Source organism: Allobosea thiooxidans, from assembly GCF_900168195.1.
Lineage (GTDB): Bacteria > Pseudomonadota > Alphaproteobacteria > Rhizobiales > Beijerinckiaceae > Allobosea > Allobosea thiooxidans.
In genome coordinates this window covers 102319-114952 of sequence record NZ_FUYX01000008.1, presented here as the reverse complement: position 1 = coordinate 114952, position 12634 = coordinate 102319, and the positions used below count along the sequence as shown (strand labels likewise).

General features: G+C 67.5%; 10 protein-coding genes. All 10 read right to left on the bottom strand.

Features of this window, described 5'->3' with window-relative positions:
* Positions 1-21 precede the first annotated feature (21 nt).
* The gene (locus tag B5Y19_RS15535; RefSeq protein WP_244555603.1) at positions 22-1533 is read right to left on the bottom strand and encodes an ABC transporter substrate-binding protein; all 1512 of its coding nucleotides are present in this window, start codon (positions 1531-1533) and stop codon (positions 22-24) included.
* A 64-nt stretch (positions 1534-1597) separates the two neighbouring features.
* Complete coding sequence (locus B5Y19_RS15530) at positions 1598-3106, bottom strand: M81 family metallopeptidase (RefSeq protein ID WP_055727724.1); 1509 nt, start codon at positions 3104-3106, stop codon at positions 1598-1600.
* 240 nt (positions 3107-3346) lie between these two features.
* Positions 3347-4312 carry an ABC transporter ATP-binding protein gene (locus B5Y19_RS15525; RefSeq protein ID WP_055727723.1) on the bottom strand — a complete coding sequence of 322 codons (966 nt, stop codon included), beginning with the start codon at positions 4310-4312 and terminating at the stop codon, positions 3347-3349.
* The gene (locus tag B5Y19_RS15520; protein WP_055727722.1) at positions 4309-5121 is read right to left on the bottom strand and encodes an ABC transporter ATP-binding protein; all 813 of its coding nucleotides are present in this window, start codon (positions 5119-5121) and stop codon (positions 4309-4311) included. The genes B5Y19_RS15525 and B5Y19_RS15520 overlap by 4 nt, the downstream gene beginning before the upstream one ends.
* Complete coding sequence (locus tag B5Y19_RS15515; RefSeq protein WP_079591686.1) at positions 5118-5996, bottom strand: ABC transporter permease; 879 nt, start codon at positions 5994-5996, stop codon at positions 5118-5120. Before B5Y19_RS15515 ends, B5Y19_RS15520 begins: the two co-directional genes overlap by 4 nt.
* Positions 5993-6934, bottom strand: coding sequence for an ABC transporter permease (locus B5Y19_RS15510; protein ID WP_055727720.1), 942 nt, complete (start codon positions 6932-6934; stop codon positions 5993-5995). The genes B5Y19_RS15515 and B5Y19_RS15510 overlap by 4 nt, the downstream gene beginning before the upstream one ends.
* 34 nt (positions 6935-6968) lie before the next feature.
* Positions 6969-8561 carry an ABC transporter substrate-binding protein gene (locus B5Y19_RS15505; RefSeq protein WP_055727719.1) on the bottom strand — a complete coding sequence of 531 codons (1593 nt, stop codon included), beginning with the start codon at positions 8559-8561 and terminating at the stop codon, positions 6969-6971.
* A gap of 285 nt (positions 8562-8846) precedes the next feature.
* Positions 8847-9749, bottom strand: coding sequence for a GNAT family N-acetyltransferase (locus tag B5Y19_RS15500; protein WP_055727718.1), 903 nt, complete (start codon positions 9747-9749; stop codon positions 8847-8849).
* A gap of 109 nt (positions 9750-9858) precedes the next feature.
* A complete protein-coding gene (locus B5Y19_RS15495) occupies positions 9859-11160 on the bottom strand; it encodes an alanine racemase (RefSeq protein WP_055727717.1) in 1302 nt (433 codons plus the stop codon).
* Positions 11151-12611 (bottom strand): M81 family metallopeptidase, encoded by a 1461-nt coding sequence (locus B5Y19_RS15490; protein ID WP_055727716.1) that lies wholly within the window; start codon positions 12609-12611, stop codon positions 11151-11153. Before B5Y19_RS15490 ends, B5Y19_RS15495 begins: the two co-directional genes overlap by 10 nt.
* Positions 12612-12634: the final 23 nt, after the last annotated feature.

The window sequence follows — 12634 nt, the reverse complement described above, 5'->3', positions numbered from 1 at the left end:
TTTCGACGGCGTCGCCCTCTCTCATTTGAAGCCGATCGTGCGGGCGACGAAGAGATTGTCCATGTCGAGCGTGATGCCGCCGATCTTCTCGGAGGCGACGATCAGGCCGACATCATAGGAGTTGGTCGGGACGGCGAAGGCCTCGTCGACCAGGACGCGGTTGAGGTTGTCATAGGCTGCCTTGACCTCCGCGTCGCCGCCGGCTGCGGCGTCGACCTTGGCGATCGCCTCGACATAGGCCGGATGCGGATGCGGGTCCTTCAGCACCGGGTTCTGCACGGTCCGGTAGATCGTGTTGGTCGAAACGCGCGAGGGGAACTTCTGGACATTGCCGATCGCCCCGAAGGTCGCGTCGAAATCGCCGGCGAGCTGGGCGGTGACGTATTCGGCGCCCTGCAGGACGGTGAGCTCGATCGGAATGCCGACCTTCGCCAGCGTGCCCTGCATGATCTGGCTGAGCGCGACCGCGGCTTCTTCGCTGCCATAGACCAGGAGCTTCCAGTTCTTCATCTCGGCGGGCGAGAGGCCGGAAGCGGCAAGCAGCTTCTTCGCCTTCTCGAGATCATAGGCGTAGGTCTTGGTGTAGGCGGCATCGAAGGCTGGGCTCGCCGGCGCCCAGGGCAACGCCACGACCTGGCCCATGCCGGCATAGCCGACGCGCAGCATGCTCTCCCGGTCGACCAGGTAGTTGAAGGCCTGGCGGAAGCTCTTGTTGCGGAAGGGGCCTCGCGTCGAGTTGATGCGGAAGACCTGCACGAGCTTGCCCGGCCCGGAGAAGACCTGATAGCCGGCGCCCTTCAGCCGGACCGCGCTGCGCGAGCCGCCATTGTAGACGATGTCGATCGCGCCCGATTCCAGCGCCGCGCTCGCCGCGGCGTCCTCGCTGAACACGGTGAAGACTAGGTCCTGCACGATCGGCTGCTTCTCGCGCCAATATTTCGGGTTGGCCTTGAGCGTCAGGCTCTGGCCAACGGCCCGGTTCACCAGCGTGTAGGGCCCGGTGCCGGCCGGCACGGTCTCGACCGTGTCGATGCCCTTCGGATCGATCGGGATCAGGAACTGCAGGAGATCGAGGATCTGCCGCTCCGGCGCGGGTGCCTTGAAGTTGATCACGACGGTGCGCTCATCCGGCGCCGACCAGTCCTTCACGATCGCCATGGTCGAGAAGACGTGCTTGCCGCGCTTGGGGTCAGAGCCCTTCTGCAGCGTCGCCAGCACGGCGTCGGACTTGAACGGCGTGCCGCTATGGAAGGTGACGCCGTCGCGCAGCTTCACGCTGACCGACTTCTTGTCCGGTGCGATCGTCCACTCGGTGGCGAGGCTCGGCAGTGGCTTTCCGTCCGGCGTGTACTCGATCAGGCTGTCATAAAGGTTCTTCATGACGTGGAAATTGACGGTCGAGAGCTGCTGCGGGTCGAAATTGGCGAGCTCGCTGAGCACGCCGACGCGCAGCGTCCCGCCCTTCAGCTGTTGGGCGGTGGCCGGCAGGGCCGCAGCCAGAGGCGCCGCGCCCGCGAGGGCGAGGCCGGTCATGCAGAATTGACGTCGCGACAGCTTTGTCATCGCTTTCCCCTCTCTTTTGTCGGTAGGTTGGTCTTCAGCTCGTTCCCGCTCCCGGCTGGGACGAATGCGCCCGCCAGTCGCTTATTGTCTCCAACGGATAGACCGGGCGCGGAATCCGCTGCCACGGCAGGGTGAACACGTCCGATTGCCCCGGCCCGCGCGTATCGGCGCGCACCAGCCCGGAGGCGATGCGGTCGAAATACTGGAAGTTCGAGGCCGTCTTGAGCACGGCCATCTTGTAGTCGGCGAGATCGATGCCGAAGGCCTCGTAAACGTCAGGCACGTTGCCCGCGACGCCGCGGAGCTCCGAGATCAGCAGCGTCACCGGCCCGACATCGAAGACGGCGACCCGGCCCATGTCGACTTCGGTCTGATGGTTGAACTTGAGCGGGATCGCCCCGTTGCCCAGCTTTCGCACCCGCCCCGTCACCGTGAGCGGCTTGAAGAAAGCGGTTGCAGCGTCGCCACCGAGCGGCAGAGTCACCTCGGCGCCCTCGCCCGCCGCGGTCAACGTCGCGACGGCTTGCGGCGAGATCAGCGGGATCAGCGCCTTGTTCCGGATGCCGAGCCGCAGCATCGATTCCAGCAGCAGGTTGCTATCGCCGGCCGCGCCCCCGAAGACGGTGTCGCCGGTATCACTGAGCACGATCATCCCGCGCTCCGCCGCATCGGCCTTGCGTACGGCGTCGTCGACGGAGACGGCCTCGCGCACCTGGAAATCGTCGCGCATCGACCAGGCGAGATCGGCGAGCTCGTCCGCCAGCTTTTCGGCCAGGGCCTGGTCGCCATCGGTGACGACGATGGTCGACCAGCCGCCCTCCGCGACGTCGAGCCAGGGCTGCATCGGATAGTTCGAAGCCTGCAGGACGCGCCGGTCTGCTTCCAGCGCCCGCGCCCGGTCGAACCAGATCTTCATCGGCCCCTTCGAGGTCAGGAACTGCTCCTGATGGGAAAGCAGCGGGATCTTCCGCCAGGCCATGACCGGCTTGCACTTCTCCGTGAGGATGCGCAGCAGCACCTCGGTGCCGACCTTGCCGGTGTCGAACACATCATGCGGCTGGGTGCGGTGGCCGACGATGGCCGTGCAGTTGGCCATGATCTTCTGCGTGACATTGGCATGGTGGTCGAGCCCGAGCAGGATCGGCACGTCGGGGCCGAGGATCCTGCGGCAGAGCTCGGCCTGCTCGCCCTCGACATCGTCGATGCCCTCGGCCGCGCAGGCGCCGTGCAGGTGCAGGACGAGTCCGTCGATCGGGCCGACCGTCTCCAGCCCTGCCCGGATCTTCGCCTGGAAGAAATCGAAGGCCTCGCGCGAGATGCGCCCACCTGCCACGGCCCAGGCGCGGATGATCGGCACGGTTTCGACCGCGAGCCCTGATTCCTTCACGGCGGCGTAATGCCCGCCGATCTGGCCGATCTCGCCGAAATGGCGGGCGATCTCCTCCCCCTCATAGAGCCCGAACGCCTCGAAATCGGAGAGCGTCGTCAGCACCGGATTGAAGTCGTTCGTCTCCTGAACGATGTGGATCAGAGCCAGACGCACAGCGACCTCCCGGAAAGCGATGTCGAATACCCGTGAAACGGGTGGAACGAACCGTCAGCATCGCGCCGACCTCGACGGCTTCCGGCAAAGCCGGAAAAACAGCCTGCGCAACCGTCAAAAGCGTAGTTGCCGCAAATATTTCACGTCAAGGATCGGATGTTCCGCCCTAAGGAACGCGCCTTCTCCGCCCGTTCGTGGAATCCAGCGCTCATCCTGAAGAGCGCACGGAGCGCGCGATCCTCAGGCCACCTCCGACGCACTTCCTTTCGGCCAGTAGCGGCAGGACACACCGTGCCCGGATGCCACCTCGTACCATTCGGGCGTTCCGTCTCGCGCATGGTCGATGCCGTGGAGGCAGGCACCGCCGTCGCCGTCGAGGAAGCGCAGGTCCGGGGGGGCCCGCCGCAGCCGCTCGCGCTGGAGGGCGGGGGCGGGCACCGGCACCGCGTCGAGCAGGAGCTGCGTGTAGGGATGCGCCGGATTGTCATAGACCTGGGCCGCGCTGCCCATCTCGACGATGCGGCCGCGGAACATCACCGCGACGCGATGCGCCATCTCCCTGACGATCGCGAGGTCATGCGCGATGAAGAGATAGGACAGCCCGAGCTTCTCCTGGAGCGATTGCAGCAGGGCGACGATCTGCGCCTGGGTGCGCACGTCGAGCGCCGAGACCGGCTCGTCGCAGACGACGAAATCGGGGTTGACCGCCAGCGCCCGGGCGATGACGACGCGCTGGCGCTGGCCGCCCGAGAATTCGTGCGGATAGCGCCGCATCATCGCCGGATCGAGATTGACCAGCTCCAGCAATTCCGCGACGCGCTCCCGGATGCGGTTCGCCGGCACGCTGCGGTGGACCTGCAGCGGCTCGCTCAGGATCTGCCCGATCGTCATGCGCGGATGCAGGCTGGAATAGGGATTCTGCAGCACGAACTGCATGTGCCGCCGCATCCGGCGCAGCTCGCCGGCCCGCATCGTCGTGAGCTCCTGCCCGAGCAGCCTGACCGAGCCTTCATGCGCCTGCTGGAGCTGTAGGATGGCGCGCCCGGCCGTGGTCTTGCCCGAGCCCGACTGGCCGACGAGGCCGAGCGTCTGTCCCGGCGCGATGTCGAAGGAAAGCCGTTCGACCGCCCTGACCGGCGCCCGGCCGCGACGCGACGGAAACAGCACCGAGAGGTCGCGGACCTGCAGCAGGGGCGTCGTCGTCATCGCACCACCCCCGCGCCTTGCAGCCGGGGCACCGCATCGAGCAGCGTCCGCGTATAGGTATGCTGCGGCCGCGCGAAGACGTCGTCGACCGGGCCGGTTTCGACGATCTCGCCGCGATACATCACGTTGACCCGATCGACCATGCCGGCGACGACGCCGAAATCATGGGTGATCAGCATCAGTGCCATGCCGCGCTCCTCCCTGAGGCGCAGCAGAAGCCGCAGGATCTGCGCCTGCACGGTGACGTCGAGCGCCGTCGTCGGCTCGTCGGCGATCAGCAAATCGGGCTCGCAGGAGATCGCGATCGCGATCAGCACGCGCTGGCGCTGCCCGCCCGAGAACTGATGCGGGAAATCGTCGATGCGACGCGCCGGATCGGGAATGCCGACGAGATCGAGCAGCTCGACGCTGCGCTCGCGCGCGGGCCGGCCGGTCAGGCCGAGATGGCGGTGCAGCATGTCCGCCATCTGCGCCCCGATGCTCATCACCGGGTTGAGCGAGGTCATCGGATCCTGGAAGACCATGGCGATGCGCCGGCCGCGCAGGTCGCGCATCTCGTCCTCGCCGAGCCCGAGCAGCTCCTGCCCCCAGAAGGAGACGGAGCCGCCGAGGCCGACCGCCGCCCCCTCCGGCGCGATCCGCATCAGCGCCTTGGCGGTGACGCTCTTGCCGCAGCCGGATTCGCCGACGAAGCCGACCGCCTCGTCGGCATTGATGTCGAAGGAGATGCCGCGCACCGCCTGGATGACCTCGCGGCGCGTCGTGACCGTCGCGGTCAGGTCGCGCACCCGGAGCAAGGGGCCGTTCATCGCACGCTCCCCACGTCGAGCACCTCGCGCAAGCCATTGGCGATGATGATGAAGGTCAGCGTCGCGAAGACGATCGCCGCGGCCGGGCCGACCACCGTCAGCGGCGCGAGCTCCATGAACTGGCGCGCCTCCGACAGCATCCCGCCCCAGTTCGGATCGGGCGGCGGCGGGCCCAAGCCCAGGAAGGACAACGCCGTCACCGTGAAGATCGTCTGCGACAGGGTGAGGCTGGTCGCGACCAGGATCGGCGAGACGACGATCGGCAGGATATGGCGCAGCACGAGCCGCATCTCGCTCATACCGACGCTGCGTGCCGCCTCGACATGGTCCCATTGCTTGACGCTCAGCACCGGCGCGCGCACCACGCGCGCCATCGCCGGCGTGTAGACGATGGCGATGGTGAGGATCAGGTTCGGCACGGTCGGCCCCAGCGCAGCCACCACCGCGATCGCGAGCAGCAGCACCGGAAAGGCGAAGACGACATCGAGCACGCGCATGATGATCTCGTCGACGAAGCCGCCGAGATAGCCGGCCGCGAGCCCCAGGATCAGCCCGGCGACCAGCGCGATCAGCACCGCCGTCACCGTGATCAGCAGCGTCGTACGCCCGCCGACGATCAGCCGGCTCAGCACGTCGCGCCCGATCGAATCCGTGCCGAGCCAATGGGCAGCGCTCGCCGGCGCAAGCGAGTCCGGCGAGGTCGCGGAGGGGTCGTAGGGCGCGACCAGCGGCGCGAAGATCGTGAGCACCAGCATGGCCGCCAGCATGGCCAGGCCGAGGCCGAGCAGCAGCCAGCCCTGCGTGATCCCCGCCTTGCGCCGGCCGGGCGCCGCCGCCACGGCGGCCGAGAGGTTCTCCTGCACGCTCTCGCTCACATCTGCACCCGCGCATCGATCCGCGCATAGGCGATGTCGATCACCGTGTTGACCAGAACGACGATGCCCGCCGCGACCAGGACGATCGCCTGGATCACCGGGTAGTCGCGGCTGTTGATCGAGTCGAACAGGTACTGCCCCATCCCCGGAATGGCGAAGATGGTCTCGACCAGGATGCTGCCGCCGAGCAGCGCCGCGATCTTCAGGCCCGCAGCGGTGATGACCGGCGTCAGCGCATTGCGCATCAGGTAGTCGCGCAGGATCGTGCCGGGCTTCAGCCCCTTGGCGCGCGCGACCATGACGAAATCCTGGTTGGCGACCTCGAGCACGGCGGCGCGCGTGTTCTCGGCGACCGTCACCGAGACCGCGAGCGCCAGCGCGAAGGCGGGCAGCAGCAGGCTGCCGAGATTGGCCAGCGGATTCTCAAGGAAGGGCGTGTAGCCGAGCACGGTGATCTCGGGGAAATAGAGCCCGAAGAGCAGCACGATCAGCGTCGCCACGACATAGTTCGGCACCGCCAGCATCAGCCCGTTCCAGAGCCGGACCAGCCAGTCGGTCGCGCCGCGCAGGCGCGCTGCCGCCAGGCCGGTCGCCACCCCCATCACCGCGGCGATGATCGCGGCGAGCGAGGTGAGCTGGAAGGTGACGGCGAGCCGGCTCGCCAGCTCGCCCAGAACCGGCTGGCGGGTGACGAAGGAGCTGCCGAAATCGCCCATCAGCGCGTGGCCGAGCCAGCTCAGATATTGCGCCAGCAGCGGCTGGTCGAGGCCGAGGTCGCGCCGGATCGCCGCCAGGACCTCGGGTCCGACGCTCTGCGAGCCCGCCGCCGCGATGGCGAAGTCGCCCGGAATCGCGCGCATCAGCATGAAGGCGACGAGCGAGACGCCGAGCAGAATCGCCGCCATCCAGGCGAGGCGCCCGAGGACGAAGCGTGTCATCGGTCGAGCTCCGCCGAAAGCCGCCGGAAGGAGCCTATTTCTTCAGCCATGTCGTGCGCACGAAGGAACGGATATTCGCGGCCAGCGGCACATAGCCCTGGACGTAGTTCCACCAGATCTCCCAGCGCAGCGGGTACTGGTAGATCTGGATGACATAAGCGTTGTCGGCGATGCGCTTCTGGATCTCCAGGTTCTTCGCCGCGCGCTTGGCCGTATCCAGCTCCGCCCGTGCCTCCAGGATCATCTTGTCGAGCTCGGGATCGTTCGAGCCCATCGCCTTGCCGAAGCCGCTATCGGACTTCACGTACTGGAAGATGGCGTCGGAATCCGGCGTCCAGGACAGCGCGACCGAGAGCAGCGTCGGCCAGTCGCCGGTCGCCCACTTGTTGAGCAGCGGCGCGGTCTCCATCGGCACCAGCTTCACCGTGATGCCGGCCGCCTGCCATTGCTGCTGCAGGATCTGCGCGCAGGCGACGTCGAGCGGGTTGGCCGCAACGACGATGTAGTCGCCGAGATCGATGCCGCTCGGATAGCCGGCCTCGGCGAGCAGTGCCTTCGCCGCCGCCGGATCGTGCTTGTAGTAGGGCATCTCGCCGGCGCCGTCATAGCCGCCGACCTGGCTTTCCGGGATCATCGCGCCGATCTTGCCGGAGCCGCCGAGCACCGTGTCGAGACAGGCCTTGCGGTCGGTGGCGAGGCTGAGCGCGCGCCGCACCTTCACGTCGTTGAGGGGCTTGGCCTTCATGTTCAGCCAGATCGGGAAGGTGCGCGAGGTCTGGCCCGGCGCCGAGACGAAGTTGGGCGAGGTGCGCGCGATCGCGGCCGCCACCTTCGGATCCTTCACCCAGGTCATGTCGATGGCGCGCGACCGCAGCGCCGAGGTCAGCGTCGCCTGGTCCTTGTAGAACTTGAACACCACCTTCGCGAGAGGGGGCTCGCCCTTCTCGTAATAGTCGGCGAAGCGCGTCAGCGAGAATTGCTGGTTCGGCTGATAGGCCTCGAAGGCGAAGGGGCCGGTGCCGACCGGCTGCGTGTTGATGCCTTCGACGCCGGCCGGAACGATCGCTCCGTTGGGGTTGGTCGCGAGGTTGCTCAGGAAGGCGGCATCGGTGGCGTTGAGCTGGAACTTGACGGTGAACGGGTCGACCACGGTCACCGACTCGACGCTCGAATAGAGCGCCCGCAAGCGGCTGCCCGTCGCCGGGTTCATGATCCGGTCGAAGGTGTGCTTGACGTCAGCAGCGCCGAAATCCTTGCCGTTATGGAACTTGACGCCCTGCCTGAGCTTGAAAACGTAAGTCTTTGGATCCGGCTGATCATAGCCGGTCGCCAGATCGGGCTCGACTTTCATCTGCGCGTTCCAGCGCAGCAGGCCGCTATAAAGCAGGCTGGTGAAATCGTAGGAGGAGAAGGCGTTCACGGTGACCGGATCGAGGCCGATCGGGTCGGCATCGGCGCCGATCGTCAGCGTGCCGCCCGGCGTCTGTGCCGCGGCCAGCGAACTCCACAGGCCGGGCGCCGCCAGGGCCGCGCCGCCCGCCGTCAGCAATTGCAGCAGGCTGCGCCGCGACGGGTCGCGCGCGGTGTCCTCATGCTCGCCGGCAGTCGGGAATGACGATGTCGCCACGAAGCTTTCCTCCCATTTGACGCAAGGCCGGTCGCCCGGCGATCCTTGCCAGCGACTGCGCCTGTCGGCCCGCCGCCGCTATCGGCTCTTGCCCGTCCGCTCCGCCGGGGCGGAGGACAGGCCTTCCCTCATTGAGGTCAGGCTAGGAAGCACCGAAATTCACGTCAAGGATCGGCGGTTTCACCAGAAGAAACAGCTTGCCGCCGCAGGACTTTCCAGTCGCAGCGCAAGGACCGAACGGCTGGGGGCGACGCAGTCCCCAAAGGAGACGCCAGCAGGCTGGCGTCACATGAAACCCGGATTTCGCGGGAGATACTGCGTCCAGTCGCCATAACCGGGCGATGCCATCAACAGCATCGGAAAGGTGATCCGCATGCCCTGCTTGACCGCAAGGCTCAGGGCACCATCGCAGGTGCCCGGCAGGAACGCCGAAACCTTCTCGGCCCCGCGATCGGCAACCAGCTTCAACGCGGTCGCGAAGGCATCGCCCAGACGACCCGATCGCGTGACCGCGAGGGGACCGACATGTCCGCTGGCGCTCGTATAGCCGTAACCGACCAAGTCGCTGCCATCGTAGAGCAGGACCCCCTCGGTCGCCGGGTCCTCGCGCAGGTAGCGGTGATGCTTTTCCCGCGAGACGCCTATGGCGCCAGAATCGATCGCGACGAGTTTCTCCATGGTCGCGAGGCTTTCGTCGATCGGAACAGCGCGCAATGGCGGCTCCGGCAACCCGGGCATCACCCGTTCGCATGCGGCGCTGAAGAAGTAGATCGGCATCCTGGGAAAGAGCCCGTGTCGCATGTAGAGCCCCTGCGAGACACAGTTGAAGGTGAAGGTGATCAGGACCTTGTGAGCCGCCCCCGATTTCCGGGCGTGCCCCATGGCTCGCTCCAGCAACTCGTTCCCGATGCCCTGGCCCTGCCGGGCCGGATCGACGAACAGCTGCGCGAGGAACCAGACATCGCCGCAAACCCAGCTCCAGGCGAAGCCGACGAGTTCTCCGTTCTCCTCCGCGACCCACAAGCCGTCAGGGTCGTCCTTCAGCGAAAACAGTTGAAAGCTGGAGGCGCCTGCCGTCGCCATCGGCCCGAAGCCGTGGCGAACCGTGAGATCGTTGATGCTGGCCACCACCAGAGCATCGGCCACAGCCAGATCGTCGGGGCGAGCTGGCCTGCAAACGAGCGACATCGGCTGCCTCCGGCCAAGGTTCCAAGGCTGAGTGCGAACAGCGGAACCAATCCTACCAGTTCCGACGCGCGTCGGCTCGAATGCCCCGGGTTCCCCTGCCCAGTCGCGATCAGAAGAACGTCCTGACCGCGCCGGTCACGCGATAGGCGTCGTCGACCAGCATCAGCAGCGCCCATTTGTCGAAGGTCGTGCAGGGGTGGCCGATGCCGAAGGCGACCATGTCGCCGACCTGGAGCGGGCTCTCCTCCGGCGTGCCGAGATGGCAATGCTGGTCGTTGAGCGCGAGCACCGTATGCCCCGCCGGCATCGGCTCCGGCCCGGCCATCGCGCCGCCCGGACGGAACCAGCGCAGCGGCACCGGCAAGCCGGAATCATAGCTGATGTCGCGCTTGCCGACGGTAAGCAGGCTGCGCCCGCGCTCCGGCCGCGACTGGACATAGGCCCAGACCTCCAAGGCGGGCTCGAGCCCGCCCGGCGGCAGCTTCAGGCTGGTCTCCAGCGTGATCCGCAGGAACGCGGCCGCATAAGCGGTCGAATCATGGGTCAGATAGCAGCCGGAGCGCAGCACCTTGATGATCGGCCGCTTGAAGGCGGCGGCGTTGAAGGCTTCGCCGACCCGGTCGAACAGCGAGGTCCCGCCGGCGCTCAGGACCATCGGCTGCGGCCCGAGCAGGCCTTCGGCCTCGGCGGCGGCTGCAGTCGCGACCACCTCGCCGAGCAGCCTGTCGGCGCCGGCCGTGTCGCTGTGCAGCCCTTCGAAGCATTCGAACCCGGCGAGCTCCAGCCCCGGTGCGGCCGCCACCGCCCGCGCCACGGCCAGCGCCTCCTCGCGGCTGCGCGCGCCGGTGCGCCCGCCCATGAAGCCGATCTCGACCAGGATGCGCAGCGGATTGGCGCCCGCATGCCCCTTCGCGGCCGCCGCCAGCAAGCCGACGCCGGCGACGCTGTCGGCGAGGCAATAGAGCTCGAAACCGGGTTCCCGCAGCGCCTCGAAGCAGGCGGCGATCTCCTGCCGCCCGACCGGCTGGTTGGCGAGGATGACGCGCTTCACGCCGAAATGCCGGGCGACGGCGAGCTGCTGCATCGTCGCGACGGTGATCGCCCAGGCGCCGTCGGCGATCTGCAGGTCGAAGAGCTGCGGCGCCATCGTGGTCTTGCCATGCGGCGCGATCAGCAAGCCGTTGGCGGCGCTGAACGCGCTCATCCAGGCGCTGTTGGCCTTGAGCACGCTCTCGCGGATCACCGCGAGCGGCATCGGCATGTCGCCGGTCAGCACGTTCCAGCCCTGCTTTGCGACATCGCCGAGCCGGACGGAGGCGCCCGATGGCATCCCCTTGGCCAGGACGTCGAGGCGCTGCTCCTCGATCTCGCGGAGCGACAGGCGCGGAAGCGGGGCGGGAGCTACAGCCATGGGTTCGGGTCCAGCGGAGAGAAGGGGCGTTTCACCTTGGTATAAGGGATCTTGGTCGCGTCGGGCGGGTATGGTCCACCGCTGTCGAGGTAAAGGACTTTTGCCGCAATCGGCGCGAAGGCGGCGTGGAAATGGTTGGAGGATTTCACCACCACCACCGTCTTCGCGCTCAGATCGACACCGAGATCGGTGAAGACCGGCGGGCTGAAGGTCTGCGCCCGCGTCGAGGCCAGCACGATGTCGAGCTTGCCGATCCGGATCGCCGCGGCCGGACCGAGCGAGACCCAGCTCTGCTCGAATGGGATCAGAAGGTCGTCGGTCGTGCCGGTCACCGTCACCACCGCATCGATCGGCGTGCCCGAGGACGGCGCGGCCTTGCCGATGAAGCGCAGGGAAATCTCGGCCCCCACGCCTGCCGCCCGGCACAGGCTCACCGCCACCGGGTCCCACATCGCGCCGATCGCGGCCGGCACGTCGGGGTGGCGCAGCAACGCTTCGACCATGACCGAGGAATCGCCGGCGACGCCGCCGCCCGGATTGTCCCAGCGATCGGCGAGCACCACCGGCTTGCCGGGCTCGGCCAGTTCGAGCGCCGCGGCAATGCCCTCCTCCGGTTTGTAGTGCCTGGGCGTGGCGCCGTTCCCCCAGCCCAGGATTTCGAGCCCGAGCTCCTTCGCCAGCGCGGCCGCCCTGTCCCTGTCGCCATCGGCGATCACCAGCACCTTCGTGCCGAGATCGGCGACGTCGGCCGCCTGGAAGCCATGGGCGACCGATATCGAGAGGATGCCGTCCCGCCCCTCCATCGCCTTGATGCGGTCGACGAAGCTGCGCCCGGGCTCGCGGCTGGTCATGAAGGCGGCGAACCCGCGGCAGTCGAAGACGGCGCTCGCCGGCTTCACCTGCTTGCGTGCGGTCTTCAGGCAGAGTTCCAGCAGGTCCTCGGCCCGCGCCAGAAAGTCCGTATGCGGGAACTCCTTGAAGGCGACGATGATGTCGGCGCCCTCGACCATCTGCGCGGTGAGATGGCAATGCATGTCGAGCTCGACGCCGATGACGCAATCCGGCCCGGCGAGCGCCCTCACCTGCGCAATCAGGTCGCCCTCGCAATCGTCATAGCCGCGCGCCACCATCGCGCCGTGCAGGCCGAGCAGGACGATGTCGACCGGCAGCGCCGCCTGGAGCTGGCCGAGGATCTCGTCGCGCAGGCTTTCATAGCCCTCCTGCGAAACCAGCCCCGCCGGCTCGGCCCAGGTCGCCGTGCCCTCGATCAGCTCGTAGCCCTCGCTGGCGGCCCGGCTGCGCGCTGCGACCGTCGGGCCCGAGCACAGCGTCGGCGTCGGCGGATGCGTTCCGGGCGGACAGTAGAAGGCGCTCTCGAAGGCGCTGCGATCGACGAAGAGCGGCGCGAAGGTGTTGGTTTCCGTCGCCAGCGATGCAGTGAAGACGCGCATCCGGATTCATCCCGATCAGCGGC